Annotated in this window: 31 protein-coding genes; 16 read left to right on the top strand and 15 right to left on the bottom strand. The window is 38.8% G+C overall.

Translation table 11 applies throughout. The annotated features are described in order from the left end of the window. Positions 1 to 60: 60 nt before the first annotated feature. The 3 genes from dapF to CW745_RS16725 form a co-directional block, all read right to left on the bottom strand. Complete coding sequence (gene dapF / locus CW745_RS14490) at positions 61 to 888, bottom strand: diaminopimelate epimerase (RefSeq protein ID WP_101109412.1); 828 nt, start codon at positions 886 to 888, stop codon at positions 61 to 63. Between the two features lie 108 nt (positions 889 to 996). Beyond that, positions 997 to 2,259 (bottom strand): diaminopimelate decarboxylase, encoded by a 1,263-nt coding sequence (gene lysA / locus CW745_RS14485; protein WP_101109411.1) that lies wholly within the window; start codon positions 2,257 to 2,259, stop codon positions 997 to 999. Positions 2,260 to 2,347: 88 nt separating this feature from the next. Beyond that, complete coding sequence (locus CW745_RS16725; protein WP_193755623.1) at positions 2,348 to 2,521, bottom strand: lipoprotein; 174 nt, start codon at positions 2,519 to 2,521, stop codon at positions 2,348 to 2,350. A gap of 72 nt (positions 2,522 to 2,593) precedes the next feature. Between CW745_RS16725 and cyaY the strand changes: the two genes are divergently transcribed. Continuing rightward, positions 2,594 to 2,908 carry an iron donor protein CyaY gene (gene cyaY, locus CW745_RS14480; protein ID WP_101109410.1) on the top strand — a complete coding sequence of 105 codons (315 nt, stop codon included), beginning with the start codon at positions 2,594 to 2,596 and terminating at the stop codon, positions 2,906 to 2,908. A 1-nt stretch (position 2,909) separates the two neighbouring features. On the opposite strand, the gene CW745_RS16720 is transcribed toward cyaY, so the two are convergent. Next, positions 2,910 to 3,086, bottom strand: a complete 177-nt coding sequence (locus CW745_RS16720; RefSeq protein ID WP_193755622.1) for a hypothetical protein — start codon at positions 3,084 to 3,086, stop codon at positions 2,910 to 2,912. A 266-nt stretch (positions 3,087 to 3,352) separates the two neighbouring features. On the opposite strand from CW745_RS16720, the gene CW745_RS14475 reads away from it, so the two are divergent. From CW745_RS14475 to CW745_RS14465, 3 genes are all read left to right on the top strand, one after another. Further along, positions 3,353 to 3,586 (top strand): hypothetical protein, encoded by a 234-nt coding sequence (locus CW745_RS14475; protein WP_101109409.1) that lies wholly within the window; start codon positions 3,353 to 3,355, stop codon positions 3,584 to 3,586. A gap of 9 nt (positions 3,587 to 3,595) precedes the next feature. Then, entirely contained in the window at positions 3,596 to 4,072 is a 477-nt protein-coding gene (gene coaD / locus CW745_RS14470) for a pantetheine-phosphate adenylyltransferase (RefSeq protein WP_101109408.1), read from the top strand. A gap of 66 nt (positions 4,073 to 4,138) precedes the next feature. Next, complete coding sequence (locus tag CW745_RS14465; protein ID WP_101109407.1) at positions 4,139 to 5,119, top strand: ion channel; 981 nt, start codon at positions 4,139 to 4,141, stop codon at positions 5,117 to 5,119. A 157-nt stretch (positions 5,120 to 5,276) separates the two neighbouring features. Here CW745_RS14465 and mutM read toward each other — a convergent pair whose 3' ends face one another. Continuing rightward, a complete protein-coding gene (gene mutM, locus CW745_RS14460; protein ID WP_101109406.1) occupies positions 5,277 to 6,089 on the bottom strand; it encodes a bifunctional DNA-formamidopyrimidine glycosylase/DNA-(apurinic or apyrimidinic site) lyase in 813 nt (270 codons plus the stop codon). Positions 6,090 to 6,215: 126 nt separating this feature from the next. Between mutM and CW745_RS14455 the strand changes: the two genes are divergently transcribed. After that, positions 6,216 to 6,725, top strand: a complete 510-nt coding sequence (locus tag CW745_RS14455) for a hypothetical protein (RefSeq protein ID WP_101109405.1) — start codon at positions 6,216 to 6,218, stop codon at positions 6,723 to 6,725. 7 nt (positions 6,726 to 6,732) lie between these two features. Here CW745_RS14455 and CW745_RS14450 read toward each other — a convergent pair whose 3' ends face one another. From CW745_RS14450 to radC, 4 genes are all read right to left on the bottom strand, one after another. Beyond that, positions 6,733 to 7,182, bottom strand: coding sequence for a hypothetical protein (locus tag CW745_RS14450; protein WP_101109404.1), 450 nt, complete (start codon positions 7,180 to 7,182; stop codon positions 6,733 to 6,735). Positions 7,183 to 7,251: 69 nt separating this feature from the next. Next, positions 7,252 to 7,407 carry a 50S ribosomal protein L33 gene (rpmG, locus tag CW745_RS14445; protein WP_011768487.1) on the bottom strand — a complete coding sequence of 52 codons (156 nt, stop codon included), beginning with the start codon at positions 7,405 to 7,407 and terminating at the stop codon, positions 7,252 to 7,254. Positions 7,408 to 7,418: 11 nt separating this feature from the next. Beyond that, on the bottom strand, positions 7,419 to 7,655 hold the full coding sequence (rpmB, locus tag CW745_RS14440) for a 50S ribosomal protein L28 (RefSeq protein ID WP_019616405.1): 237 nt from the start codon (positions 7,653 to 7,655) through the stop codon (positions 7,419 to 7,421). Positions 7,656 to 7,789: 134 nt separating this feature from the next. Next, positions 7,790 to 8,467 carry a DNA repair protein RadC gene (radC, locus tag CW745_RS14435; RefSeq protein WP_202973205.1) on the bottom strand — a complete coding sequence of 226 codons (678 nt, stop codon included), beginning with the start codon at positions 8,465 to 8,467 and terminating at the stop codon, positions 7,790 to 7,792. Between the two features lie 127 nt (positions 8,468 to 8,594). On the opposite strand from radC, the gene coaBC reads away from it, so the two are divergent. From coaBC to mscS, 4 genes are all read left to right on the top strand, one after another. Next, a complete protein-coding gene (coaBC, locus tag CW745_RS14430; RefSeq protein WP_101109403.1) occupies positions 8,595 to 9,806 on the top strand; it encodes a bifunctional phosphopantothenoylcysteine decarboxylase/phosphopantothenate--cysteine ligase CoaBC in 1,212 nt (403 codons plus the stop codon). 6 nt (positions 9,807 to 9,812) lie between these two features. Beyond that, on the top strand, positions 9,813 to 10,268 hold the full coding sequence (gene dut, locus CW745_RS14425) for a dUTP diphosphatase (protein WP_101109402.1): 456 nt from the start codon (positions 9,813 to 9,815) through the stop codon (positions 10,266 to 10,268). A 19-nt stretch (positions 10,269 to 10,287) separates the two neighbouring features. Then, positions 10,288 to 10,887: a nucleoid occlusion factor SlmA gene (gene slmA / locus CW745_RS14420; protein ID WP_101109401.1), complete on the top strand. Its 600-nt coding sequence runs from the start codon at positions 10,288 to 10,290 to the stop codon at positions 10,885 to 10,887. A 98-nt stretch (positions 10,888 to 10,985) separates the two neighbouring features. Then, a complete protein-coding gene (gene mscS / locus CW745_RS14415) occupies positions 10,986 to 11,798 on the top strand; it encodes a small-conductance mechanosensitive channel MscS (RefSeq protein WP_238596836.1) in 813 nt (270 codons plus the stop codon). A gap of 363 nt (positions 11,799 to 12,161) precedes the next feature. Here the strand turns inward: mscS and CW745_RS14410 are convergent, their stop codons facing one another. The 3 genes from CW745_RS14410 to metJ form a co-directional block, all read right to left on the bottom strand. Next, positions 12,162 to 14,954, bottom strand: coding sequence for a M16 family metallopeptidase (locus tag CW745_RS14410; protein WP_101109399.1), 2,793 nt, complete (start codon positions 14,952 to 14,954; stop codon positions 12,162 to 12,164). A gap of 284 nt (positions 14,955 to 15,238) precedes the next feature. Next, positions 15,239 to 15,472 carry a hypothetical protein gene (locus CW745_RS14405; RefSeq protein ID WP_101109398.1) on the bottom strand — a complete coding sequence of 78 codons (234 nt, stop codon included), beginning with the start codon at positions 15,470 to 15,472 and terminating at the stop codon, positions 15,239 to 15,241. 89 nt (positions 15,473 to 15,561) lie between these two features. After that, on the bottom strand, positions 15,562 to 15,855 hold the full coding sequence (gene metJ, locus CW745_RS14400) for a met regulon transcriptional regulator MetJ (protein WP_101109397.1): 294 nt from the start codon (positions 15,853 to 15,855) through the stop codon (positions 15,562 to 15,564). A 211-nt stretch (positions 15,856 to 16,066) separates the two neighbouring features. Here metJ and metF point away from each other — a divergent pair, with 211 nt between their 5' ends. Continuing rightward, the gene (gene metF, locus CW745_RS14395) at positions 16,067 to 16,975 is read left to right on the top strand and encodes a methylenetetrahydrofolate reductase (protein WP_101109396.1); all 909 of its coding nucleotides are present in this window, start codon (positions 16,067 to 16,069) and stop codon (positions 16,973 to 16,975) included. Positions 16,976 to 17,054: 79 nt separating this feature from the next. Here the strand turns inward: metF and CW745_RS14390 are convergent, their stop codons facing one another. Both CW745_RS14390 and ygfZ read right to left on the bottom strand, forming a co-directional pair. Continuing rightward, on the bottom strand, positions 17,055 to 19,553 hold the full coding sequence (locus tag CW745_RS14390) for a class I adenylate cyclase (RefSeq protein ID WP_101109395.1): 2,499 nt from the start codon (positions 19,551 to 19,553) through the stop codon (positions 17,055 to 17,057). Between the two features lie 133 nt (positions 19,554 to 19,686). After that, complete coding sequence (ygfZ, locus tag CW745_RS14385; RefSeq protein WP_101109394.1) at positions 19,687 to 20,664, bottom strand: tRNA-modifying protein YgfZ; 978 nt, start codon at positions 20,662 to 20,664, stop codon at positions 19,687 to 19,689. A 126-nt stretch (positions 20,665 to 20,790) separates the two neighbouring features. Here ygfZ and CW745_RS14380 point away from each other — a divergent pair, with 126 nt between their 5' ends. Further along, complete coding sequence (locus CW745_RS14380; protein ID WP_101109393.1) at positions 20,791 to 21,042, top strand: succinate dehydrogenase assembly factor 2; 252 nt, start codon at positions 20,791 to 20,793, stop codon at positions 21,040 to 21,042. Then, positions 21,014 to 21,451, top strand: a complete 438-nt coding sequence (locus CW745_RS14375) for a protein YgfX (protein ID WP_101109392.1) — start codon at positions 21,014 to 21,016, stop codon at positions 21,449 to 21,451. The genes CW745_RS14380 and CW745_RS14375 overlap by 29 nt, the downstream gene beginning before the upstream one ends. Positions 21,452 to 21,622: 171 nt before the next feature. Here CW745_RS14375 and nadB read toward each other — a convergent pair whose 3' ends face one another. Beyond that, a complete protein-coding gene (gene nadB / locus CW745_RS14370; protein ID WP_101109438.1) occupies positions 21,623 to 23,248 on the bottom strand; it encodes an L-aspartate oxidase in 1,626 nt (541 codons plus the stop codon). A 150-nt stretch (positions 23,249 to 23,398) separates the two neighbouring features. Here nadB and rpoE point away from each other — a divergent pair, with 150 nt between their 5' ends. The 4 genes from rpoE to CW745_RS14350 are packed head-to-tail and all read left to right on the top strand — an operon-like array spanning position 23,399 to position 26,000. Continuing rightward, positions 23,399 to 23,977 carry an RNA polymerase sigma factor RpoE gene (gene rpoE / locus CW745_RS14365; protein WP_101109391.1) on the top strand — a complete coding sequence of 193 codons (579 nt, stop codon included), beginning with the start codon at positions 23,399 to 23,401 and terminating at the stop codon, positions 23,975 to 23,977. 9 nt (positions 23,978 to 23,986) lie between these two features. Continuing rightward, complete coding sequence (locus tag CW745_RS14360) at positions 23,987 to 24,517, top strand: RseA family anti-sigma factor (protein ID WP_101109390.1); 531 nt, start codon at positions 23,987 to 23,989, stop codon at positions 24,515 to 24,517. Positions 24,518 to 24,535: 18 nt separating this feature from the next. Further along, a complete protein-coding gene (locus CW745_RS14355; RefSeq protein ID WP_101109389.1) occupies positions 24,536 to 25,561 on the top strand; it encodes a MucB/RseB C-terminal domain-containing protein in 1,026 nt (341 codons plus the stop codon). Beyond that, on the top strand, positions 25,548 to 26,000 hold the full coding sequence (locus tag CW745_RS14350) for a SoxR reducing system RseC family protein (RefSeq protein ID WP_238596834.1): 453 nt from the start codon (positions 25,548 to 25,550) through the stop codon (positions 25,998 to 26,000). Before CW745_RS14355 ends, CW745_RS14350 begins: the two co-directional genes overlap by 14 nt. The last annotated feature ends 215 nt before the right edge of the window (positions 26,001 to 26,215 follow it).

Raw genomic sequence — 26,215 nt, 5'->3', positions numbered from 1 at the left:
TAAGACGGTAAACAGTAAGTCGCTAAGTAGACAGAGATGAAAACCAATCTGTCTACTTTTTTAAACTTGAATTTGCCCATCAAATACAAACTCTGCTGCTCCTGTCATGCGCACGTTTTGTCCCGGTTGCCAGAAAAACTTTAGTTTTCCGCCTGGAAGTTCAATGGAACAATGCGTGTCTAGGTGGCCTTGTAATTGGCCGATAACTGCAGCCGCACATGCACCAGTGCCACACGCTAGCGTTTCACCAACCCCTCGCTCCCAAACACGTAGTTTGGCAAAGTCGCGGCTGATCACTTGTAAAAACCCAACATTCACTTTATTAGGGAAGCGCTCATGCTTTTCTAATAATGGACCAAGAGTCTCTACTGGGGCGTTGTCAATATCATCGACTAGCACTACACAGTGTGGGTTGCCCATTGAAACAGCACCACATAAAACGGTATGGTCTTCGACGCGTAAAATATAGGTTTTTTCTTCTTTCTGCGCTTCAAAAGGGATTTTTGCTGGCTCTAAAATAGGCTTCCCCATATCTACAGTGATATTGCCATCTTGCTCGATTTTAAGCTGAATTTTTCCTTTTGCAGTGCTCACGTTAATCACGCGTTTCTGTGTTAACCCTTTGAGTTTTACAAAACGTGCAAAACATCGAGCGCCATTGCCACATTGCTCAACCTCACTGCCATCAGCATTATAAATACGATAATGAAAATCTAAATCGGGATCATAGGGGGCTTCAACCATTAATAATTGGTCAAATCCGATACCAAAATTACGATCGGCTAAACGACGGATTGCATCCTTAGAGAGGAAAACATTTTGAGTGACATTATCAATGACCATGAAGTCATTGCCTAAGCCGTGCATTTTTGAAAACTGGATGTTCATCTCTATTCTATTTCCATCTATTTTCTAACGTAATACTGTTTTTAATAAATACAGGTTGTTAAGCCATTTAAGCGGACACTGAGGTTAGCTTAAATGGCGATTTTATCTCTATGGTAAAATGTGCTCGCCCGCCCATAATGTGCGGTGCTCTTCACGTTCACGTACGATAAAGGCTTTTTCACCGTCCACCATCACTTCGGCAGGGCGACAACGTGAATTATAGTTTGAACTCATGGTCGCGCCGTATGCACCAGCACTACGAACAGCTAGATAATCACCCTCTGCTAATGCAAGTTGACGATCTTTACCTAAGAAATCCCCTGTTTCACAGATAGGCCCAACGATATCATAGTTACGTAGTGGGCGAGTTTCTGACTCTGTAAAAGTATTGTTCAGTGGAATAATATTTTGCCAAGCGCTGTATAAAGCTGGGCGAATGAGGTCATTCATGGCAGCATCTACAATGGCAAAGCTCTTATGGTCGTTGATTTTTAAGAACTCAACTTTAGTCACTAGAATACCTGCATTTGCCATGATCGCGCGACCCGGTTCAAATAGGAGTTTAAGCTGACGATCCCCCATTCTTTCGATAACCGCATTCATGTACTCTTTTGGCTCTGGTGGTTTTTCTGCGTCATAAGGGACACCTAAACCGCCACCAAGGTCAAGGTGGCTAATGCTGATCCCTTTCTCTTCAAGTTGGTCAATTAAAATAAGTAGTTTATCTAATGCTTCGATAAAAGGGGCTACTTCAGTAATTTGTGAGCCGATATGACAATCAACACCTTTTACTTCAATAAACTCAAGATCGTTTGCTAAATGATAAACAGTTGAAGCTTGCTCGATATCGATACCAAACTTATTCTCTTTTAAGCCTGTTGAGATATAAGGATGTGTACCAGCATCAATATTGGGGTTAATACGAATAGAAATAGGCGCTTGCATATTTAATGTGCCGGCGACGTCATTAATTCGGTACAGCTCAGAAATTGATTCAATATTGAAGCAGTAGATGCCTGCTTGAAGAGCTGTCGCTATTTCAACTTCTGTTTTACCTACACCTGAAAAAACAACTTTTTTAGGATCGCCACCGGCTTGAATAACACGTAATAATTCACCCACAGAGACAATATCAAAACCGGATCCTAATCGCGCCATTAGGTTTAAGACACCCAGATTAGAGTTTGCTTTAACCGCATAACAGATTAGGTGGGGATGGCTACCCGCTGCTTCATCAAAACCCTTCCAGTGACGTTCAATCGTCGCACGAGAATAGATGTAAGCAGGCGTACCTGATTTTGCGATAACGTCTTCGATAGGAAGTCCTTCAACAAAAAGACGGCCATCATTTTGATAATTAAAGTGATCCAATGTTAAATCCTTTTTATTTTCTTGAATTTATAAAGTAGAGAGTGAATTATGTAATAGCTAATAAATAAGCACAATCTTGAGTGATTGGTTACTCATCTTCAAGCGTTTCACTATTTTGCTCTGCTATCGTTTTTTCTGGTGCTGGTGGTTGTTTTTCTACTGTTGGTGTTTCAGGAGCACGATAAAGTGGTCCTTTCATGCCACAACCAACTAATAAACTTGAAAAAAGCACGGGTATTAATAATAAATTTAGCTTTTTCATCGCTTATCCTAGTTAAATAATTTTAGCCCTCTATAATCGCACTTCAGTGTTAAAAAGCAAAGGAGATAGATCGTGAATGACAGTCAATTTCAACAATTAGCAGATGAGTTGTACCAAACCATAGAAGATTGTATTGAAGAATCTGGTGCAGACGTAGATTATGACCAAAATGGAGGGTTGCTAACCTTAGAGTTCGAAAATCGTAGTAAGCTGATTATTAATCGCCAACAACCTTTGCATCAAGTGTGGTTGGCGACATTAGAAAATGGCCATCATTATGATTATGTGGATGGTCAATGGATTGATGATCGCAGTGGTGATGAATTTTTAACGTTTTTATCGCAAGCTATTTTTAAGCAATCTCAAGAAACAGTAAGTTTTACTTAAGCTATAGGAATCGCTTAGCAAGTAGGTAATAAACGCTAAATAAAACGATATATAAGCAGATAATCCAATTGTGGTAATTGCTATAGCCCTGAATAAAGAGATCAAACAGGGTAAATAATGCCAAGGTTAGAAACGTACTTTTCATCGCTTCACTAACAATAATTTTGTTATAGGTCATGAGTATTTTCTCCTGTGCACTGAAATGATACCTTTAAAGATAGAGCAGATTGCTGGGAAAAAAAGCATTAATGATGCAACTTTTGGCTTATTTTTGACGATTGTAAATAATCATTTGTTTTAAATAGCTTTTTATTTTTTATTGGAAATAGTGAATGGTTGTTGAGATAATCGTAATAAATAATGATAGAAAAATACCATCATTTAATTAAACAATAACTTGTCTTAAGGGAAATAAACTGTTTCGACAAGCGTAAAGGAAGCACAATGTTTAAACTATTTTTTATCTACCCATTAGTACTTTTTATTGTCTTTTGGTTAGCCAGCGATGTTAAGGTCGGAGCATCCGTTTACTCCTTTGAAGATAACCATATATCCATTGAGTTCCCTAAAGCGACGTTTCGATCTGAGGAGAACCCTGAGCCTTGGTATAGCTTTTATTGGAATGCAGAGTCTGCCCGTGATGAACTCAAAGAGATTAATGACGCAGTTGTAAAGTAGAGGGTATCAATGAAAACGGTTATTTTTCCAGGCTCTTTTGACCCGATCACCAATGGTCACCTTGACCTCATTATACGCGCTTCACGATTGGCGGATCGCGTTATTGTTGGCGTTGCTAAAAATGAAACCAAGAATACACTTTTTGATTTGCAAACACGTTGTGCGCTGGTGACAGAAGCGACACAACAGATTGAAGGTGTACACGTATTGCCTTTTTCTGGGTTACTGGCTGATTTAGCAAAACAACAAGAAGCGCAGGCATTAATTCGTGGTATTCGTGGTACAACCGATGCCGATTATGAGATACAACTTTCACAAGTAAACAAAGCATTAAACCCACAATTAGAAACGATATTGCTGGCCGCTAATGGCGAAACGGGGTTTATCTCTTCGACCGTTGTCAAAGAGGTATTTAAGCATAATGGTGATATTAGCCAGCTTGCCCCTTGTTGTGTGCAGAAAGCGCTAATCACAAAACAGGTTTAAAAAAACACCCCTTCCAAGCAAAACCTTTTTCTCTTTCTATAATTAAAAAATAGCGAGGGAATAGTCATGTCTAAAAAAGAAACGTGTAGTTATATCAACCACCTTGGCGATCGTTGCCATACGCACACCCATTCATCGGAATTTTGTTACTGGCATGATCCTGACATTGTTAAATCAGACCCCGATACTGCTCAAAAATTAGAAAAGCATGCACGTGACGGGGGAATGTTACATGGTATTTGCTTGAAAAATGCTAATTTAGAGAATTTGAATCTGGTTAAAAAGGGGGCGCAGCGTGGCTTTGATTTAACTGGAGCGGACCTGTATCGCGCGAATTTACGTGGTGCGCATCTTTTTAATATTATTTTAATTCGAGCCAGTTTGATGAAAGCGGATTTAGCACATGCCAATATTCATTGTGCTCATTTGCAAGAGTGCAACCTATTGGGCATTAAATTTCATGATACTAAGATAGAGCATATCAAGGTAGGCAAAACGATTATTCAAGAAAATAGTGCTAAGCAATTAGAAGCACAGGGCGATCATGAACAGGCGATAGATTTTTATGAGCAAGCAGAAGAGATTTACCGTAATTTAAGAAAGACCAGTGAGCAACAAGGTTTGGTTATGTTGGCGGGACCATTTTTACGTAAAGAGTTAACCATGCGGCGTTTTCAAGAACCACTCTATTCGATGACTCGCCTCTCCTCTAAAATCGTCGATCTGTTTTGTGGTTACGGCGAAGACCCTTTACGGGTGGTGTTGTTCTCATGGGCGCTGATCGTGTTCAGTGCTTTTTTTTATTATATCTTTGGGTTGCGTTTTGGTGGAGAGTTTCAGGTTTTCTCAATGCAGCAAACGTTAGAGCAGAACGTTATCTTCTTTTTTGAATGTTTATATTACAGCGTAGTAACTTTTACCACTTTAGGTTACGGCGACTTTATTCCCGTCGGGTTCTCGCGAGTCGTAGCCGCCCTTGAGGCCTTTACCGGTAGTTTTACCATCGCACTCTTTGTGGTGGTTTTTGTGAAGAAAATGACGAGATAATGTAGGTTCTGAATAGCACTATTGTCTCGTGGCTCTTCGTTAAATCATCGTGTTAACACGATGATTTTTCTTGAGCTAAGTAAACTTAACTGTACCCGTATCGCAAAAAGTATGATTGTCTGGCTTTTAATCTAACCATTTACCTCTTGAGTAAAACTTACTTCTGGCATTTGGGACAATATACGCTGTTTCTAGCCGCTAATTTAAGCGATTTTAAGGCGGTTTGGCATTTAGGGCAGTCACTGCCTGTTTTTCCATAGATATGGAGTGTCTGTTGGAAATAGCCCGGTTTACCATCACCCCCGACAAAGTCTCTTAATGTTGTTCCACCTTGTTGTATCGCTTTGGCTAAAATGTCTTTAATTGCGAGACAAAGTAATTGGTAACGCTTGACGGAGATGTTTCCAGCTGCGCGTATTGGGCTAATACCGGCGATAAAAAGCGCTTCTGTTGCATAGATGTTTCCCACACCCGTCACCACCTTTTGATCCATAATAAATTGTTTCACCGGAATTTTTCGTTTACCTGCTAATTGAAAGAGGTGCTCGGCAGTAAAGCTCTCACTGAGTGGCTCGGGACCAAGGTGGGCTAATAGTGAAGAGTCTTGCGGATTATCGCCTAACCATAAAATTGCGCCAAAACGTCGCGGGTCGGTATAACGTAATAAGCAATTATCAAAAATAATATCGGCATGATCATGTTTTTCTATCGGGCTTTGTTCTGTGCAGATACGTAAACTACCAGACATGCCTAAATGGATCAGTAGGGTGCCTGTTTCAAAATTGAGTAGCAAGTACTTAGCTCGCCTATCAATGGAGAGTAGTTTACGTGCCTTTAAATGCGCTAGAAGTGTTGCTGGAATCGGCCAACGCAGTTTGGGTTGGCGAACAACCACATCGTAAACCGTTGAGCCAATAATATGCGGGCTAATTCCACGGCGACTGGTTTCCACTTCTGGTAATTCAGGCATTGTTGTTCTCCTTGATTCGAATATAGCCGTTATAACATTTCTGTAACGCACACTATACTTCAATTTTACCTTCAGCTTCTGCAAATGGCAGTGTATCTCTTTAAGTTTATTGGTTTGGGAAGATAAATGATGTCTCGCGTGCCCACTTGGTTTGTTGTGTTAATCGGTTTGCTATTCAACATATTGGCAGCCCTTATTAGTCACTTTTTCATTGATGCTAAAACTAATCAACTCAACAGTTTATCGATGCAGATGAGCAATAATGACAAAGAGATCGGTTTATTGTGGGAGCAAATAGAGGGAATTGAACGCAAACGGGAAATATTTTATCTGCTTGTAAATCAGGGAGAAATTAATAAGACCGTTGCTTCTCAGTTTGTGCTTTTACTAGAAAAGCACTTACATCAAAAGGTACGCGTTGATGATATTCAAGTTGTGGATAACCAGATCGACCTTTATCAAGAAGCGATAAGAAACGAGATAGACAGTAAATTTTTTCTTAATTTGGAGCTGGTGGAGTTACAAATGCATTTACGTAGCGAAGTTTCTACGTTGCGCAATTGGTCTATTTTTTTACAGATGATTGGTCTATCGCTTATTTTAGCGCGTGATTTAAGTCGTAAGCATCATGACTAATTAACTGTTATCGACCAAGAAATAGAGGTAGCTGTTCACTACTTAAAAACAGTGACATGGTTTGATCGGTTTGTAATAGGTAATTATCGCCCTGCTGTATTAAGTGCACAATAATTGGTTGTACTTCATTGGCAGTATAAACTTGCATAATGAAACTGCTCTCTGGGGGAGTGATGGCACTTTGTGTGGAAAGGGGCAGGTTTTGCCAATTTTGTACCAATAGTGACAGTTGATGTTCAGATAACCCTAAATTTGGCTCACTTATCCAGCCTCGCCCGACACGTTTAATAGAAAAGTCTGGTGTTTTTATCTCTACGATCAACACATCGTTACTGATTAATGTGCGTTCATGCACTTTAGGCTTGAGTAGTAGTTTATGGCTAAAGTTGAATAGAAAAACAATGATCAATACGCCAAAGATAAGCACATTGTTCCAGCCTCTTTTTGATAGTCGCATCCTTTCTCACTTTTCTTTAGACATAAAAAAACCCAGTATAAACTGGGTTTTTATCAGATAAAATCAAAATTACTTGATTTTGCCTTCTTTGTACATAACGTGCTTACGTACAACTGGATCAAATTTCTTGATCTCAAACTTTTCAGGCATAGTCTTTTTATTTTTATCAGTAGTATAAAAATGGCCAGTACCAGCACTTGAATTTAAACGAATTTTATCACGCATTTTAAAGCTCCTTAAACTTTCTCACCATTGGCACGGATATCAGCTAAAACTGAATCAATACCTTTTTTATCGATGATACGCATACCTTTAGTAGTTAGGCGTAATTTAACAAAACGGTTCTCACTCTCAACCCAAAAACGGTGTGTTTGTAGGTTAGGTAAGAAACGACGTCGTGTGCGGTTCTTTGCGTGTGATACATTGTTACCAGTAGCTGGACGCTTACCTGTAACTTGACATACTCTAGACATGTCGCTTTCTCCAAAATAATAGTTTTACTCGAGCAAAATAGTCGAACACCTTTTTTAGCCGTCGCCAAAGGCGTCGAGGGCGCATTTTATACATGATTGAGTATGAAAGATCAACAAATCTGTGAATTAAAGCATTAAATCCACCCTTTTTCGGCAAAAGAGGTAGTTTTTTGGTGTCCAACGATGAAATGATCCAAAACTCGAACGTCAATTAATTTCATTGCATCGATGATTTTTTCGGTTATTTTTCGGTCGCAAATGCTGGCGGTTGGATCGCCACTTGGGTGATTATGTACCAAGATAATTGCAGCTGCATTTTCATGTAATACTTTCTGAACAATAATTCTCGGATGGACGGTTGCACTATCAATTGATCCAAAAAAGAATTCATGAAAACAGATGATTTGATGTTGGGTATCTAGCAATATTGCACCGAAAACTTCATGTGGATAAGCATGCATCTTGGCAATTAAGAACGCTTTAGTTTGTTCTACACTGGTTAAACACTCCCCTTTTTGCAGAGGCTCTTGTAGGTATCGTCGTGACATCTCTAATACCGCTTGTAGTTGCACAAACTTTGCTTGCCCAAGTCCTTTTTTAGCGCAAAAATCACTTTCAGAAGCGCCAAAAAGGGCATGTAGAGAACCAAACTCACTAATCAGTAATCGAGATAGTTCAACCACATCAATGCCTTTACAACCCGTGCGTAAAAAAATCGCAAGTAATTCCGCATCAGAAAGCGCGCTACTGCCTCTTAGTAATAACTTTTCACGCGGACGTTCTTGGTTTGGCCAATCTTTAAGAGTCACCATTTTTTGTTCTTATTACACTCTTGTTTATGTTTAATTGATATTAAATCTAGTCGATAAAATCACATCTTGCTGAAAATGTTTATGTTATCCTTGCACTCTTTTTTGAACCCTCGAACGAGTCTTTTTTATGTCTGCTTTACTTGGAAAAAAAATATTATTAGGTATTTCGGGTGGCATTGCTGCTTACAAATGTGCCGAATTAACACGTCGTTTAAAGGATCAAGGGGCTGATGTAAGAGTTGTGATGACCAATTCTGCCAAAGAGTTTATTACCCCCCTGACCATGCAAGCTGTATCGGGCCATGCAGTCGCGGACTCGTTGCTTGACCCGCGTGCCGAAGCAGGAATGGGGCATATTGAGCTCGCTAAATGGGCTGATCTTATTTTACTTGCGCCAGCAACTGCAAATTTGATAGCGCGTTTACGAGCTGGGTTTGCCGATGAATTATTAACTACACTTTGTGTGGCTGCTCCTGCGCCTATTGCAGTCTCGCCAGCAATGAATATGGAGATGTATTTAGCACCAGCAACACAGGAAAACATCAATGTGTTAGCGCAACGTGGTTTACATATTTGGGGGCCAGGAAAGGGACCACAAGCCTGTGGTGATATTGGTCCTGGTCGCATGTTAGAGCCTGATGATCTAGTGACGAGAGCGATCGATTTTTTTAATCCTGAGAAGCCTATTTTAGCGGGTGTTAATATCTCCATTACTGCGGGGCCAACGCAAGAAGCATTAGATCCAGTGCGTTACATTAGTAATCATAGTTCAGGAAAAATGGGCTTTTCGTTGGCCGAAGCTGCACAACAGATGGGCGCTAATGTTACGTTAATTAGTGGGCCTGTTCATTTAGCAACACCCGCAGGTGTTAACCGTATAGACGTACTTAGTGCGGTTGATATGCACCAAGCGAGTTTACAGGGCTTAAATGATTGCGATATTTTTATTGCCTGTGCTGCTGTTGCCGATTACCGCCCAGAGCAGGTCGCTGACCAGAAAATGAAAAAACAGCAAGGGGTTGATGATCTCACTATTAAGCTAGTTAAAAACCCTGACATTATTGCTGATGTTGCCAGTGCTAACGACAATACTTTTTGTGTTGGTTTTGCCGCTGAAACACAAGATGTTGAACGTTACGCATTAGACAAGTTAAAACGCAAAAAATTAAAACTAATTGCTGCAAATGATGTTGCAAAATCAGGGCAAGGTTTTAATAGTGAAAAAAATGCGTTAACAGTATTTTCTGAAACAGAAAGGTTTGCTATAACTCTTGCCGACAAGAAAATCGTTGCACAGCAATTGTTAGCAATCATTGCACAACAATATTTTGCTGGGTAAATAAAAATGAAACAAATTTCGCTTAAAATTCTCGACCCACGTATTGGCACTGAGTTTCCACTGCCAGAGTATGCAACAATTGGCTCTGCTGGTATGGATTTACGTGCTTGTGTTGATCATTCCATAGTGATTCAACCTGGTGAAACACAGCTTATCCCAACGGGTATTGCGATTCATATTGAAGATCCTAATTTAGCGGCCACTATTTTGCCTCGCTCAGGGTTAGGGCATAAACATGGCATTGTGTTGGGTAATCTTGTCGGCTTGATCGATTCTGATTATCAAGGGCCTTTAATGGTTTCTTGTTGGAATAGAAGTGATCGTGCTTTTACGCTAGAAGCGGGAGAGCGCTTGGCGCAATTAGTTTTTTTGCCTGTCGTTCAAGCAAAATTTGAAGTGGTAGATAGCTTTGAGTCATCAGATCGAGGCGAGGGTGGTTTCGGCCACTCAGGAAAACGATAATTAAAGGAAGTTTACGGTAATGGTTACAGCAACAAAGAAGAAAATAAATCGTAAGGATGATATTTTACGTGCTTTAGCGGTGATGCTAGAAGGCAAGCCTGGTCAACGTATCACAACGGCGAAATTAGCTGCCCAGGTTGGAGTGTCTGAGGCTGCGTTATATCGCCACTTTCCAAGCAAAGCGCGTATGTTTGAAGGGTTAATTGAATTTATTGAAAATACCGTTTTTACACAAATTAATTTAATTAAAGAACAGCAAAAACAAACCTTTACTCGTATTGAGCATCTGTTACATTTCTTGCTGGGTTTTGCAGAACAAAACCCGGGTATTACGCGCATTTTAACGGGGGATGCGTTACTGGGAGAGAATGAGCGTTTGCAGTTACGTATAGAGCATGTGTTCTCTAAAATAGAGTCACAAATCAAGCAAATTTTACGTGAAAAACCGATGTTAGGTGGTGACAAATTAAACACTGATGAAACGGTGATTGCTAATTTGTTACTGGCTTACGTAGAAGGGCGTATGAATCAGTTTGTTCGCTCGCAATTTAAACAAAAACCAACACAAAACTTTAAAGCTCAATGGGCATTTTTTGAAAATCAACTTAAACAAAGCTAAATAAGGAAATAAGCATGGCAGATGAAAACGCAGTACCGGTAGCAGCAGAAACAGCTAAAGAGGTCATTGGAGAGCGCTTAGAAAATAGTGCTGATGTAGTGGCGAATAGCTTAGAATGGATAAATAACAATCAAGGATTGATTATTGAGTACGGCTTAAACATCGTCTCAGCACTATTAACACTGATTATTGGTATGATCATTGCGCGTGTTATTGCTAATGGTTTCCATAAAGTGTTAACTAAACGTGAATTAGACCCGACTATTGTTGAGTTTGTCTCGCACATGGTGAAATACGTAATTATTGCCTTTGTTGTAATTGCAGCCCTTAGCCGTATTGGTGTGCAAACCACTTCGTTTATTGCATTAATCGGTGCAGCTGGTTTAGCTGTAGGTCTAGCACTTCAAGGCTCACTTTCTAACTTTGCTTCTGGTGTATTAATCGTTATCTTACGTCCATTCAAAGCGGGCGAATACATTGAAGCAGCAGGGATTGCAGGGAGTGTTGAATCGGTGCAAATTTTTGCAACGACATTAGTAACACCTGATAATAAGTTTGTAGTGGTACCAAACTCATCGATTTTGGGTGGCAATATTATTAACTATTCTCGTAAACCAACCCGTCGTATCGACTTGGTGATTGGTGTTAGCTACCAAGCGGATTTAGCTAAAACGAAATCAGTATTAGAAGCAGTATTAACCGCTAACCCACTAGTCTTAAAAGATCCAGGTGTAACAGTAGCGGTTGCTGAACTGGCTGATTCAAGCGTTAACTTCGTGGTACGTCCATGGGTAAATAGTGATGATTACTGGCCTGTACGTTTTGAATTGATGCAAGCAATCAAAGATGGTCTAGATGAAGCGGGTATTGAAATTCCATTCCCGCAAATGGATGTTCATATGGACAAATAAACGCGCTTTTAGATAGGCTCGCTAATTTAAAACCCTTGTTTGATGATCAAACAAGGGTTTTTTTATGTCTCGGGCTCATAAAAAGTTAGCTATGTATCGAAATTGGTTGGAAATACTGTTTATACCAAATCCATTAAATAACTGATCTATTTTGCTAGTTAAAAAAATACACTTCTTCGTTATAAGTTTTGCAAAGCGAACAACCATTAAAACATTAACGAAGTTAAGATCTCGATAGTGTCATCAATTTACGCCTTAAATTTAGCTGTTTTCCTACGCAAAATTTAGATCAAATATTTAATCTATTTGCTTTAAATGGGGGAAGTGTAAGCCCTCTACACCAAGGTAGAAGGCTTGGATTCACTATTTAGGCTGGTTAATAATTTTTACTGTCTTGCTAGGATCTAGGTACTCTTTAATGAATTGATTCATATCAGTAAGAGAAATATTGTGAACAATTTCTTTCGCATTAGTAGTTGAATCTAGCTCAAACCCTTGTAGGTGGTCACGATGTAAGAGCCATTGTCTATCAGTGGATTTATTTAAGTTAGATAACATCCCCTGTATTAGGCCTCGTTGATGGTCTGCTAACTGCTCTGGAGTGATGCCATCAGTGATGAAGTCATTAATAATGCCTTCAATGAGGTGTTGTGTTTTTTGCGCATCATCGGTCTTAGTCGTTGCCTGAATAATCACTTGCGTAAAGGCATTACCCGTTTGTTGATCGTAAACGGCAACATAAGGTGAGTAGGTTAGTGAAAACTCTTCCCTAATAACTCTGTTTAATGTTTGTGTAATAATACGTCGCATTAAGTCTGCTTGATAAACAGCTTTAATATCCTTATTAGGGTTATTAGTGATGCTAATAAAGCTAACCGAGGCATTATCTTGTGGATTAGTTGTTTCATTGATAGTGGACGCTTGTTGAATAAGCGACTGTGGCGTTGTGTCAAAGGTGTGTAACTCTCCCCCCGCCAATGTTGCAACATATTGTAATACTAACGTTTTCATAGCATCGAGGTCGAAGTCTCCTACTACCGTTAATTTATAACCATTACTACTTGAAAAGAGTTGTGTATAAAGCGCTTCGACATCACTCTGTTGTACTGACGCTAACTCTTCGAGAGTAAATATATGTTGATGTGGATTAGCAGGAAAAAGAGTATTCAAAACTTTGATAGTTGAGCCGTTCATTGGCTGTGCTAAAAAGCTTTTTTGATTTTCAATTAGCTTCTTTTTTTCCTGTGTAAAAACAGCTGGTTTAATGGTCGCATCATTCATGATGGTGTAGAGCATTGAAAAGAGGAGCTGTAAGCTTTTATCTTTATTCACTGTGGTCATGCTAAACCCGTGGTGATTACTGTCAATAAAAGGCATTATTTCGGTTTTTGCGCTGATAAATTTTTGGTTTAATGCCTGAGCAGACAAGCCTGCAAGACCACTGTTAGCATAACTATTGATTAATAATGTACTGCTCGCAATTTCCTTACCTTGTAAACTATTCGAGCCACCTGGAGCACTAAATGTTAGCGTAATGGCATCTTGAACGCTGCTGTCAGGTTGTAATAAAACATCTACACCATTATGCAATGATAATTGGGTAATTTGTTTTTCTGGATAAAACTTCTCTTTTTTAATTGGGCTAATTGCAGTGCTTTTGATAATTACCGGCAATGTCATTTTTTCAATTTTGATTGTGGTATTCGCAACCTGAGCATTAAAATGCTCATTGAAGGTTTTATCTACCATCGATAAATCGGGCTGATCACTACCGTAGGGATATGCCAGGGTTAGTTTTTTAGGTAAATTAATGAGTTGTTGAGCTAGTTGATTTATCTCTTCAAGTGTCAGAGAGTCCAGGGCCGTTTGATAAGCTTGCTGTTCCTGCTCAAAAGTAAAAATATGATCACCGGTTTGCCATGCACCAACAACTTGTTGTGCTATTTCAGCGGCTGTTTGATTAAGGTAATTCGCTTTAAGTTGTGCCAGCTGTGCTTGAAGTGCTTCTAGCTGTAGTTCATATTCTGCTTGATTAAAACCATGTTGTGCTAATCGAGCCAACTCTTGAGCGATGAAGGCAATTGAATTAATGTCGTTGCCCTGTTCATAATTAACAGAAAGGTTTTTAAAAGATTTGTTGTTTAGCAATGGCAGGTAGCTAAAAGATACTTCGCTAAAGGGGGCGTCTCTTTCGCTATTAAGTATATTTAAACGGTAGTTAAGCATTTTATCTAGCATTTCTAACTTCAGCGCTTCGCTTAATTGATCGCTATTAGATAGTGTTTTTTGGGGGATTTCAAAAAATAGATCCGTCTGTGAAAAGGTGATTAGTTTACTAGAAAAGGCAATGCTTTCTTCGCTCATTCTAGGTGCATCAGGTACTGTTTGTTGCTGTTGATTATCTGATTTATCAATGCTGGAAAATGTCTCTTCAATAAGCTTTTGAGTTAGTTGGCTATCAACGTCACCGGTGATTAATAGTTTGGCGTTGTTGGGGCGATACCATTGTTTATAAAAAGCTTTAACAGCTTTCTCTGTACTGTTACCAACACTTTCAATAGTGCCTATTGGCAAGTGTTTCTGATACACACTGTCAGCGATGTAATCTTCAAAAATAGCAAAATGGTAGGGAGGCTCCTGTGGCATGCGCACACGATATTCATTTTGTACAACGCCTTGCTCTTTAATCAATTCTGTTTGGTCAAATTCAATGTCGCTTAGAATATCACGCAAATATAAGAGTGTTTCTGAGAGTAGTTTTTTATCATTTGCAGGAATGCTGAGGATGTATACTGTTTCAGAAAAACTTGTAAAAGCATTAATATCTTGGCCAAAAGTTAATCCAGACTTTTCAAATAGCTCGATAATTTTGTTTTTGGGAAAATTTTTAGTACCGTTAAAGGCCATGTGCTCTAGCAAGTGAGCATACCCTTGCTGTTCTTCTGTTTCACTTAGAGATCCTGCGTTCACATATAAACGTAACTGCACTTTTTGAGAGCTATCTTGCTTGGCATAAATATTATAGGAAAGCCCATTTTCTAGTGTATCACTATGTACAGAGGCAAGGCTGTTTTCGGGGTTAGGGCTGGTGTTCATACACCCGGTTAAGGCCAATAAGGTGATTAGGGCAATAAAGACCCTTTTAGTGTTTATCATGTTCATCCTTGTAATAGTAAAAGTGATTATTATTAAAAAATTATGTGTTGTGTTTGGAATCAATTCATACCTACATCTTATTTAGCAAGTTTGTTGCCAAACTTTAAGTTGTTGTTATTGCATGTTTATTTTTTTGTTTTTTTATTTTAGAGAGTAGCTTGTCCCATTATTGGGATTTAATTTATCTCGATAGTGGGATGTTGATCTGTGTTATTGCGTAATTAGAAGTCGTGCCTACAAAATTTTGAAATGAAATGAAATGAAATGAAATGAAATGTAAGTGATTAGACCTGAGGTGTACTAATGAAGTAATGGGTGCGAGTGAAGTGCTTAACACTGTCTACATAATGCGCCTTAAAACGATTAAAAGCGTCATAGCTTGTTTTCGCTTTTACTCTTCCGCCTACAGACTCAAAACCTTGTGCAATTAATTGCTGCTTTTCGTGGTTAAAGGCTGGTTTATCTACATTGACGTGAACCAGTGCGTTTTGTTTTTTGTAAAATTGAAAGGTAGTCATCTGCTCAATCCTTGAATAAAGTCTTTTTATATCAGCTGATTGTAAAGACTTTATATAAGAAAGGAACTACCCGCTTGGGTAGTTTTATATCACTTTTTGATAAGAGCTTGAACGCTATGTGGAATGTCGACGGGCGCTTGGTTTTTATCTAAATCGCTGTCTTCAGGTAAGGGTTGTCCCGTGTAAGCATGTAGAAAAGCTTCACATAATAACTCGCTATTGGTCGCGTGACGTAGATTGTTAACTTGGCGGCGTGTGCGTTCATCGGTGAGTATTTTAAGCACTTTAGTTGGGATAGAAACCGTCACTTTTTTTACCTGTTCACTTTTTTTACCGTGTTCAGCGTAAGGGCTGATATATTCGCCATTCCAGTTTTTAGACATGATGTTCCTATTTTACCCGCAATATGAGAAAGGGCATTTTAACGGTTGTTCAAGGTAATCGCAAATAGACTTCTAGAAGTCTGATCATCATTGTGAACAAAATTAATATTTGGTTTAGTTATTTTCATGTTTATTTATTTTTATTGACAAAAATTAATAAATAGATAAATTATACGCAACATAGACGTTTAGATGGCTAAAAGGAAAAATCATGACTAATGAAACAACGCAACAATCCTATTTCTCTGCACAATATTTGGCAAAACTAAATCAAAATATTGCCGACATTAAAACAGAGGTGGGTGTCTCATTTGAATTTTTTCCACCTGCAACTCCTGCCATGGAAGAGACGTTGTGGGGATCTATAGAGCGCCTAAAAACGTTAAAGCCTAAGTTTGTTTCAGTTACTTATGGCGCGAATTCGGGCACTCGTGATAGAACGCATGACATTATTAAAGATATTAAAGCTAAAACAGGGATGGTTGCCGCGCCACATTTAACCTGTATTGATGCAAGTAAAGAGGAGTTACGCCAAATTGCACGTGATTATTGGCAGAATGATATTCGTAGTATTGTTGCGCTACGTGGTGATATTCCAGAAGGGGAAACTAAGCCACATATGTATTCGACAGATTTAGTTAAGCTGTTAAAAGAGGAGGGGGATTTTGATATCTCAGTAGCTGCTTATCCAGAAAAACACCCAGAGGCAAGCAGTGCCCAATTCGATTTAGACGTATTAAAAGCTAAATTTGATGCGGGAGCAAATCGAGCTATTTCTCAATTCTTCTTTGATGCAGAGACGTTCTTACGTTTTCGAGATAAGTGCGTCAAACAGGGAATTGATGGTGATATCGTGCCGGGAATTTTACCTGTATCTAATTATAAAACACTCGTCAAATTTGCTGGGCTGACCAATGTGCACGTACCTGATTGGATGCATAAGCTGTATCAAGGCACGGATAATGATGCGATGACGCGTAATTTAATTGGGGCAACGGTTGCAATGGATATGGTACGTGTTCTGAGTCAAGAGGGGGTGAAAGACTTTCATTTTTATACCCTCAATCGTAGTGATCTGAGCTATGCAATTTGTCACTCGTTAGGTTTACGACCAGAATAATGTGAATGTTGCCTTTAAGATGGTTACTTAATTTAACAGATTAAAGGCAGTTATTTATGCGCTTAAAAATGGTATTAAATTATATTAACGTTCGCTCTGTATTTTTACATTTACTTTTAAATGAGGTGAGTTCTAACTCATCATTATCACCTAATTCTATCTCATAGAATTGCGGTAAATTAAAGTTGATTTGCCCTTCTGTTGTATCTTTTTGATTGTTATTAGAGGCATAAAAGCGATTCACATTTTGTACTAAATCATCTTTACTGCCAGCAAAACTTTGAAAGCTTTCTACCTCATTTTCCGCATTAGCAATATAAACGTTAAAGCCATCTGGGTAGTTTTCAAAAAAGAATTGGATTAACCCTTCACTAATATGCGATTCAATGACTTTCGCTGTTTTATCAAAAAAAGTATTTTTGAGATTGATGACACTATTCGAAAGTTTTTTGTTGGAAATATGGCTATAGATATCAACAGTACTTTGTAAATGCTGTAGCGAAACACCTGTTCGCTCAAAATAGAAGCCAAACTTTCTGCCACCTGTCCATAATGTCTGTACTGAACGCTGTGAAACAGAATCTAAGCGTAACTGGATATACTCTTCTAATTTGCTTCGAAAACTCTGGCTTATCTGCTCTCTGAAATGCTGGCTATAACAAAATAGATCAATTTGATCGGGTGGAAGCGCATCTTGGTGCATCTTCCCTAAAATAGTATTTAACGCATCAACGACGGCATAACTATTGTTGAAGTGTAGGGTACGTACTTCGTTCCATGAGTTTCTGTAGATGAGATCAATACTACCGATTAAGCATTCATTATTTTGTCCGTAGGATAATACATTATCATTTTCGCTATCGGTGTTTTCATGCGCATCTTGCCAGTGGCGTGTAGGATCTTTTTCAACATTTAAAAATATCGTAAGGTGTTTAATTTCACAGGGCTGACTAAGAGCCTGGTTATTGGCTTTAGGAACATATACTGGAAAAACAGAATACAAATCTTGGATAAATTGATTTAGCTTTTTATCCACTAGATCAGAGCCTTGATTATAAAGGTGTAATTTTGTTTCTTCTTCGTAGAGGCCGTTCATATGGCACCAAGAAATAAGCTTCGATATATACTTTGCATACATTAGTTTTGGCGTGTTGATTAATGTATGTGCATCTAATGAACAGTTATAGAGATACCAACCCGGTGGGTTTTTTCGGCCTTCAGGTACTTGGATAAAACTAAGGTTGGGTTCAGAAAGATCTGGTGAAATATTAGGGTTTATGAGGTCAACTTTGCCTGGCAGTGTTTCATGAGCTGCATAAAGTTTACGAGACAATATCCCAATATCTTCTGCACTGATTGATTCGCCAATATTATTGTCACGGGCAAAGGTCAGTAATTTTCGATAGCTGGTCATCAATGCTTCAAGTAAAATATCTTTCGCTTTGGTGACATCATTCACTTTCCAATTTTTACGGTTGTCTAAGTCTGATATCTGTTCATCAGTCCAAGTCCACTGGTTGACGAATTTATTTAGTATGGTGCGACGCCATGCAGTATTGTCGTTGTAACAAATTTTTGAAAGTGTCTCTTCGGTTTTTAGATAGAAACACGCCCGCACGACTTCTAAACGCTTAAAGTCTTTAATTTCAGTTAGGTAAGCAGTTACTTTCTCGAGCATTAAGCAATAAGGATCAAGTTGTTCATCGTAATACTCTTGGCTTTGGAAACGTTTTTTATAGGTGATCGCAATCAACTCTGTATTGGGATACTCCCAAGAATAAGCTTCCATTAAAATGGTTTTTAATACCGCTTTATAAGGGTTATCGATACCCTTGTAGAGTTGCCAAAGTGTCGCGCCAAAGTATTCTTCAGCTGGAATACGGTGAAAGCCACCGAGATCTAGCCAATCATCTTTATTTAACTTGTTGTTATCGTAAAGAGATTGTACATATTGATCATAGTTCGGCTCATGCTCGATCGGAATCAGACGCCATAGAATGGGGCGGCCTGCAACCAACAATGCAGTACGATAAAACTCATCTAATAACAACATATGTTGAGAGGAGCCACAGCCATCGATAGACATACCTGCATCGTTAATACAGCGAAACTTATTATCTGGAATAAGAAAGAAGTTAAGCTCGATACCTAAACTCTCTGCCCAATGAGTGATCAACCAAGACTTATCTTCTAATAATTTAACGCGTACGCTATCCAATTGATGCGGATAACAGATCCAAATATCGAGATCGCTTTCAGAGCATTGGCCAATCGAAGAGGTGCTTCCCATTGCATATAAACCTAGAATATCGCATTGGCTCGGAGTATCTGGGAGGTCAGTGTTAAAGTAATAGCTTATTAGGTTGTGGTGATTTTCTGTGAGATTAAACTGGCTAATACCTGTTGGTACATCTGCATTGATATAACCTGGCAGTGAAGGCATATTAAAATGTAACAAAAGAGGAAGAGATTGAAAAACATTCAATTCATCTTCGTTCATTAATACTTGTGCGGACTGAATACGTAAGCGGTTAAATTTGTCTGCTTTTTCACGTAATCTTATAATTTCACAACTCAATTAAAAACCTGCTCTTGGGTTAGGATCATACAGTGTTGATAAAAACATGGTACAAAAAGTGTGAGCATTATAACATTATATTGTGGCGCAGGGAAATATCCCCGATTTTATTCGGGGATAAAAAAGAGGGTTATTAAGCTTCTTCTAAAGTATAAGGGAGTGGTGCGTAGTAGAGAGTTGATCCTTCAATCTCTTGTACTTGGTAGACATCTTCTGCACTACAGTCTTTGGGTAATACGGCTAATACTTCAATATGGCCATCACCATACTGACAGCCAGAAACGACAGTACCAATACGTTTCCAATTGTTATTGACTAACATTTGAATATTATTGCCGACTTCAGGTGCTTGTGTTGCTCGGCCGGTTAAAATGAACAGTGCGCGTTTATTGGCTCCTCGATATTTAGCACGAGCAACGGTTTCTTGACCGATATAACAACCTTTATTAAAGCTAATACCATCTAATGCTTGTAGGTTTAGCATTTGAGGGATAAAAGAGCTACAGGTTTGCTCTTCGACAAAGCCGATACCTGATGCAATGTTCATTGCATTCCAAAGACTATCATCAAAAATTTCAGCTTGGTGTTGCAGATCTTCTAAAAGTTCTTCTGCAACGGGGTTTTTCATTACCACTAAGTAGCGTAAAGAAGGGTAAGGTTGCTTAATGATCACCGTGCCACTTTCTAGCAGGCGACTTTGATCATGCGTTGCAGCTGTATCTACTTTTTCAGCGATGTATTGCGCTGATTTACAACCCGCTAAACCAAATGCGCGATATTCTGTTTCTTTTGCAATTTCTACTTTTGAAAACGCAGCGTATTTTTGTAACTCAGGAAGTTGTCGTGGTGTCACTGAACTTGGTTGAGTCAGTAAAACGCGATCTTCTAAAATAATAACGCGGAAAATACTGATCACTTTGCCCTGCGGATTACACTGTGATGCTAATGTTTGCTGGCCTGGTTGTAGGCCGATAAGATCGCAAGTTAACTGCCCTTGTAAGAAGGTGATACGGTCTTCACCCTTAACAGAGATAAGATCCCAGCTATTAAGTGGGCACAATACTAAATCGGCTAGTTGGCTAATATTATCTAATTCACTCAGTTTGCGCATAATTGCCTCATATTATATTTTTTTACAATGGTATAGCTCACAACCTATTTTGTCAGTAGTTGCTGTTAATAAAATGTTGTTGTTATGATGTAGGTGTGTTTTTACCTTACTATAGGAAACAAAAGAATGACCGAAACGGTTAATAAATCCCGCCTTTTATGGGCATGTCGACGTGGAATGTTAGAGCTTGATATCTTGTTTATCCCCTTTGTAAAAGAAGCGTTTGATGATCTTTCTTCACAGGAGCAATTTACTTTTCAGCGTTTACTGACCTGTGAAGATCCGGAGCTTTTTGCTTGGTTTATGGGCCATAAAAAATGCCCTGATGTTGAACTTGCAAACATTGTTGATGTCATCCTTAAACGCGTTAAAGTATAAAATAACTGTTGGCCGCTCTTTTTATGCAGGAGTCTCTATTTTCCTGCTTTATTGTGCTGTTATTTTTTTGGCTTCATTGCTCGTCCCGCTATCCTTAAACTCTCTCTTTTTTTACCTTACTTTATCTTTAATTGCATTATATGCGGCTTACCAAGCAACATCTTTTTCTTGCTCGTTTAGATTGAGTGAAGCTGGTCATATTGAATATAGCCTGAATGGTAGTGGTTATCAGGGGGGCGTCAGTCCACATTCCTTTTACTGCCATTTTTTTATTTTTTTGATCATTGATGTGAAAGGCCGATCTTTAGGGGATAAAAGTACTAAACAAGTAATGGTTATTTATAAAGATGCAGTAAGAACAGTAGATTATCGTTTACTCGCCCGATTGATCAATATCGGACGAACTTAGAGGGTATTTCTCTTTATTAGTTAAGTTTTAAATACAAGACGTTTTGAGTAAGGCAAACCGAATGTACCTCAGTTATGCTAAATGAATTGCATAATATTCACGAAGTCATCGTCACTAAAACAACAAATTGCTGAAAAACATAAACTATCAACGTCAATAGAGCCGGTGTAATTAGTCACTTTGTGGACATAAAATTGTGGGTTTAGGGTTATCAAGCAACTCGGGATAATCTAAGTTGTAATGTAAGCCTCGGCTCTCTTTTCGTGACATGGCACTTCGAATTATTAGCTCCGCAACTTGCACTAAATTACGCAACTCTAGTAAGTTGTTACCCACTTTAAAGTTACTGTAGTACTCGTTAATTTCCTGCTGTAGCATTTGCACGCGACGCAGAGCACGCTCTAATCGTTTATCAGTACGCACGATACCCACGTAATCCCACATGAAAAGTCGCAATTCATGCCAGTTATGCTGAATAACTACCTCTTCATCTGAGTTTTCAACACGACTATCGTCCCATGCTGGAATAGATGCAAACTTTCTACTTTGATAGAAAGGTAAGCGGTTGATAATGTCTTTTGCACAGGCGTGTGCGTAAACAATACATTCAAGCAATGAGTTAGAGGCCATTCGATTTGCGCCATGCAAACCGGTATACGTTACTTCACCAATAGCATATAAACCATCGATATCAGTTTGCCCATGGTGATCTATCATCACACCACCACAAGTATAATGTGCGGCAGGCACAATCGGCATCGGTTGATGAGCAATATCAATACCGAGCAATAAGCAACGGCGGTAGATAGTCGGAAAGTGCTTGATGATGAATTCTTTCGGTTTATGACTGATATCAAGGTACATACAATCCGCACCAAGACGTTTCATCTCATAATCTATTGCACGTGCAACGATATCGCGGGGGGCAAGTTCTGCACGTTCATCAAAGTCGGGCATAAAGCGAGTACCATCTGGGCGTAATAAGTGCGCACCCTCACCTCGTAATGCTTCGGTCAGCAAAAAGTTTTTTGCATCTGCGTGGAATAAGCAGGTTGGATGGAATTGATTAAACTCCATATTGGCAATACGGCAACCACTTCGCCAAGCGAGTGCAATACCATCGCCACTCGAGACATCAGGATTACTGGTGTATTGGTAGACTTTACTCGCTCCACCTGTCGCCAAGGTAACAAAATGTGCTTTAATTGTTTCTACACGTTCTGCATTCCGATTCCATACGTAGGCGCCTAATACACGATTAGCAGGTAACTTCAGTTTGCGGCTGGTGATTAAATCGATCGCATTATAACCTTCCATTAAGGTAATGTTTTCATGTTTTTTGACAGCGCTGAGTAATGTATCTTCAATTTCTTTACCTGTTGCATCTGCGGCATGAAGGATACGTCGATGTGAATGCCCACCTTCACGAGTAAGGTGATATTGTGTATTACCTTCCTTATCTAGTTCAGTATCAAACTGCACGCCGGTATCGATTAACCATTGCATGCTTTCTTTGGCATTACTCACGGTAAAACGTACCGCTTCTTCATCACACATGCCCGCGCCTGCGATTAACGTATCTTCAACATGAGAGTCGATACTGTCGGTGTCAGAAAAAACCGCTGCCACTCCACCTTGGGCATAAAGTGTCGAACCTTCAGAAAGTTTACCCTTACTTAAAACGTTTACTTTGGCATGAGGGGCAAGTTTAAGAGCAAGAGAAAGGCCAGCGGCACCTGCCCCGATAATTAAAATATCGCAACTATGTTGGTCAGTTATTGATTTACTTTCTGTCATGGCACTATATGCTCTGCAGTTAATGAAGTATTCGTGCAGTTTAGCTAAAAATGATTTCTTTTGAAATAGTTTGGAACTTTCTTCAACATATTCAGTCATAACTGTGGATGCCAATTAAGGCTAACAATAATAAATAGGTAGATAAGCTCAATGAATGAGCGTGATTTAGATTTTCAATTAATTCAGCGTATTCAGAATGGAGAGCAGCAGGCTTTTACATTATTGGTCCGTAAGTATCAGAATCGAGTAGCGAATATATTAACGCGTTATGTACGTAGTTCTGGAGATATTGCAGATGTAACGCAAGAGGTTTTCATAAAGGTGCATAAATCATTGCCGTCATTTAGAGGCGATAGTGCATTTTATACTTGGCTGTATCGAATTACTGTCAATACAGCAAAAAATTATCTCACCAGTCAGAGCCGTCGGCCGCCTGCATCTGATATTGATGCATTAGAGGCAGACAGCTATGACGGTAGTGAAGCGCTAAGGGAAGCAGACTCTCCAGAAAGTATTATGCGTTCTGAAGAGATAAAACGTGTCGTGATGGATACGATTGAACAGTTACCTGCGGAACTAAAGGCTGCAATTACGCTTCGTGAGCTTGAAGGTATGAGCTATGACGAAATAGCGAAAATTGAAGATTGCCCAATCGGGACAGTGCGATCTAGAATCTTTAGAGCGCGTGATGCAATTGATAAACAGTTAGCCCCTTTATTAGAAGAGTAGTTGGAAAATATGAAACAATTTAACGAACAACTTTCAAGTTTAATTGATGATGAAAATGTTGAAAGTAACTCATTAGATGCACTTATTAATGATAAAAAGCAACAGGCTGTTTTTTCGCGTTATCAATTAATCGGTGATGTGATACGTAATGAGCGGGCAATTGATATTGATATTGCAGAACAAGTCATGGAGTCTATTGCAGATCAACCGGTTTTAGCGACTGTTACTCCTATTACTGCAAAAGTTGAATTAATCCAAAAGCCTGAAAACAATGTTATCTCCTTTGTAAAACGATTTGGTCAATATGCGATTGCAGCTTCGGTTGCAGGTGTTGTTGTGATGACCAGCTTTATTACATCACAACCAAGTGTTGAAAATAATGGTATTGAAGTGTTAAATACGGTGCCATTTGGTGGAGGAGTATCACCTGTTAGTCTTCAAGCTAGCCAACAGCAATCAAAACAAGCATTAAAAGATCGTCATGAGCGTTTAGAGGCATTATTAAAAGACCATCAACTGCAACTTCAAGTGCAACAATAAAGTAATAATAGGTTGTTAATGAATAGAGCTTCACTTTTTAACGTATTAGTAGCAATCAGCTTGCTACTTTTTATTCCGCTAGCAACTGCCATTGAGTCTACAGTCGAAGAAAGTGAATTCAGCTTAACCGATGAGCAAGTTGAACCAACGGCGATTGAGTATCTTCAATTGATGCAACAAGCTTACCGAAGTAAAAATTTTGAATTACTTTATTTAAGTAGTCTGCAGCAACAGATTGAGCCGATGCAACTTATTCATGGCGTAGTTGATGGGCAAGAGGTGAGTTATTTTCGATACCTTAATGGAGCCATTAGAGAATCTTTACAATTTGCAGGTGAGATAAGTTACTTTGAACAGGGCTCTCCTGCTTACACACTAAAATCCAGACATAATCGTCATGTATTCGCAAATATTGCCAACTTTGATTATCAAGCTGGGCTTGATAACTACGATTATATCATTTTGGGCAAAGGACGCATTGCAGGAAAACCATCCATAGCAATACGTATGATAAGTAAAGATGAGTACCGATATAGTTATGTTATTTGGTGCGATTTGCACTCTTTCTTACCGCTACGGTTAGATACGATTAATCACTCAAATGTAGTGCTAGAGCAATTCATGGTCGTATCAGTGAATGTTTCAGATACGATAAACCCTTGGCTAGTAAAGCTTACTGAAACTAAACGCCCGCAAGCTGTCCACATAAGACAGCAAAATACAGATAAATCCTCACCTTGGAAAACTAATTGGTTACCTTCTGGTTTCTCAGAAGTAAAAAATGATCAACATAAGTTGGCTATGAACGAGAATGATCCTGTTTCCTATATATTGCTTGATGATGGGCTTGTTAATGTTTCTATCTATATATCACCAAAAAAATTACCATTAGATGAAAAGCAAAAAATAGTTCGTCATGGTGCAACACTTTTATATACAGAGCAGAGAGGCAATACTGAAATAAATGTTGTAGGAGAAATCCCAGTTGTCACTGCGCAACGATTAGTTAAGTCTGTAGTATTGGATCAAAATGATGATAACTGAAACAGGGAAAGTGATCGCAATAGACGAGGTGCAAGGTGAAAAAATTGCACGTATTGAATGTATTTCTAAATCAGCATGCTCATCTTGCCATAATAAAAGTAGTTGTGGAGTGGGTGTGGTTTCAAAGGCATTCACAGATAAAAGTCAATACTTGGAACTTCCTTATAAAGAAGGCATGGAAGTTGATCATTTCATCCAGTTGAATATTAGCAATGGAGACTTAGTACAAAGTGCTTTACTGATTTACTTAGTGCCTTTACTTTTTTTTATTGGTAGTGCATTAATTATAAAAACATATTTTGTTGTAAATGAAGGGCTATTAATCTTAATCTCTACTTTATTTGCTTTCTTAGGACTAATGGTAACTCGCTTCTTAGCGAATAAATTGTTCCCTGCAAGTAGAGCAAAACAACTTATTGCCACCCAATTTGATAAATAACGACTAACAAAACACCATATTGTTTAGTTATTATTCACTCAGTCATTAAATTGAAATAATTAGTAATTAACGCTTGCTAATGTGATCTCAATCCCTATAATGCGACCCTACAGACACGGACGGCAACGCAAGTTACCAACCAAGTCCGAAGCAACAAGCTCAATGAGTTTGAGTCATAAAAAACATTTTAAAGTAATTTAAAATAAACGATTGAA

Source organism: Psychromonas sp. psych-6C06, assembly GCF_002835465.1.
Classification (GTDB): domain Bacteria; phylum Pseudomonadota; class Gammaproteobacteria; order Enterobacterales; family Psychromonadaceae; genus Psychromonas.
The sequence above is the reverse complement of the archived record's forward strand: the minus strand, read 5'-3'. Positions and strand labels throughout refer to the sequence as shown.

Coding starts and splice junctions, on each gene's coding strand:
- CW745_RS14360 (WP_101109390.1), top strand. CDS start 23,987: ATGAAACAATTTAACGAACAACTTTCAAGTTTAATTGATGATGAAAAT.
- CW745_RS14455 (WP_101109405.1), top strand. CDS start 6,216: ATGATGTCTCGCGTGCCCACTTGGTTTGTTGTGTTAATCGGTTTGCTA.
- CW745_RS14465 (WP_101109407.1), top strand. CDS start 4,139: ATGTCTAAAAAAGAAACGTGTAGTTATATCAACCACCTTGGCGATCGT.
- CW745_RS14375 (WP_101109392.1), top strand. CDS start 21,014: ATGTCATCCTTAAACGCGTTAAAGTATAAAATAACTGTTGGCCGCTCT.
- dut (WP_101109402.1), top strand. CDS start 9,813: ATGAAACAAATTTCGCTTAAAATTCTCGACCCACGTATTGGCACTGAG.
- coaBC (WP_101109403.1), top strand. CDS start 8,595: ATGTCTGCTTTACTTGGAAAAAAAATATTATTAGGTATTTCGGGTGGC.
- CW745_RS16720 (WP_193755622.1), bottom strand. CDS start 3,086: ATGACCTATAACAAAATTATTGTTAGTGAAGCGATGAAAAGTACGTTT.
- CW745_RS14475 (WP_101109409.1), top strand. CDS start 3,353: ATGTTTAAACTATTTTTTATCTACCCATTAGTACTTTTTATTGTCTTT.
- CW745_RS14355 (WP_101109389.1), top strand. CDS start 24,536: ATGAATAGAGCTTCACTTTTTAACGTATTAGTAGCAATCAGCTTGCTA.
- CW745_RS14380 (WP_101109393.1), top strand. CDS start 20,791: ATGACCGAAACGGTTAATAAATCCCGCCTTTTATGGGCATGTCGACGT.
- rpmG (WP_011768487.1), bottom strand. CDS start 7,407: ATGCGTGATAAAATTCGTTTAAATTCAAGTGCTGGTACTGGCCATTTT.
- CW745_RS14410 (WP_101109399.1), bottom strand. CDS start 14,954: ATGATAAACACTAAAAGGGTCTTTATTGCCCTAATCACCTTATTGGCC.
- metF (WP_101109396.1), top strand. CDS start 16,067: ATGACTAATGAAACAACGCAACAATCCTATTTCTCTGCACAATATTTG.
- rpmB (WP_019616405.1), bottom strand. CDS start 7,655: ATGTCTAGAGTATGTCAAGTTACAGGTAAGCGTCCAGCTACTGGTAAC.
- rpoE (WP_101109391.1), top strand. CDS start 23,399: ATGAATGAGCGTGATTTAGATTTTCAATTAATTCAGCGTATTCAGAAT.
- ygfZ (WP_101109394.1), bottom strand. CDS start 20,664: ATGCGCAAACTGAGTGAATTAGATAATATTAGCCAACTAGCCGATTTA.
- radC (WP_202973205.1), bottom strand. CDS start 8,467: ATGGTGACTCTTAAAGATTGGCCAAACCAAGAACGTCCGCGTGAAAAG.
- CW745_RS14405 (WP_101109398.1), bottom strand. CDS start 15,472: ATGACTACCTTTCAATTTTACAAAAAACAAAACGCACTGGTTCACGTC.
- coaD (WP_101109408.1), top strand. CDS start 3,596: ATGAAAACGGTTATTTTTCCAGGCTCTTTTGACCCGATCACCAATGGT.
- nadB (WP_101109438.1), bottom strand. CDS start 23,248: ATGACAGAAAGTAAATCAATAACTGACCAACATAGTTGCGATATTTTA.
- CW745_RS14350 (WP_238596834.1), top strand. CDS start 25,548: ATGATGATAACTGAAACAGGGAAAGTGATCGCAATAGACGAGGTGCAA.
- CW745_RS16725 (WP_193755623.1), bottom strand. CDS start 2,521: ATGAAAAAGCTAAATTTATTATTAATACCCGTGCTTTTTTCAAGTTTA.
- CW745_RS14450 (WP_101109404.1), bottom strand. CDS start 7,182: ATGCGACTATCAAAAAGAGGCTGGAACAATGTGCTTATCTTTGGCGTA.
- mutM (WP_101109406.1), bottom strand. CDS start 6,089: ATGCCTGAATTACCAGAAGTGGAAACCAGTCGCCGTGGAATTAGCCCG.
- metJ (WP_101109397.1), bottom strand. CDS start 15,855: ATGTCTAAAAACTGGAATGGCGAATATATCAGCCCTTACGCTGAACAC.
- dapF (WP_101109412.1), bottom strand. CDS start 888: ATGAACATCCAGTTTTCAAAAATGCACGGCTTAGGCAATGACTTCATG.
- slmA (WP_101109401.1), top strand. CDS start 10,288: ATGGTTACAGCAACAAAGAAGAAAATAAATCGTAAGGATGATATTTTA.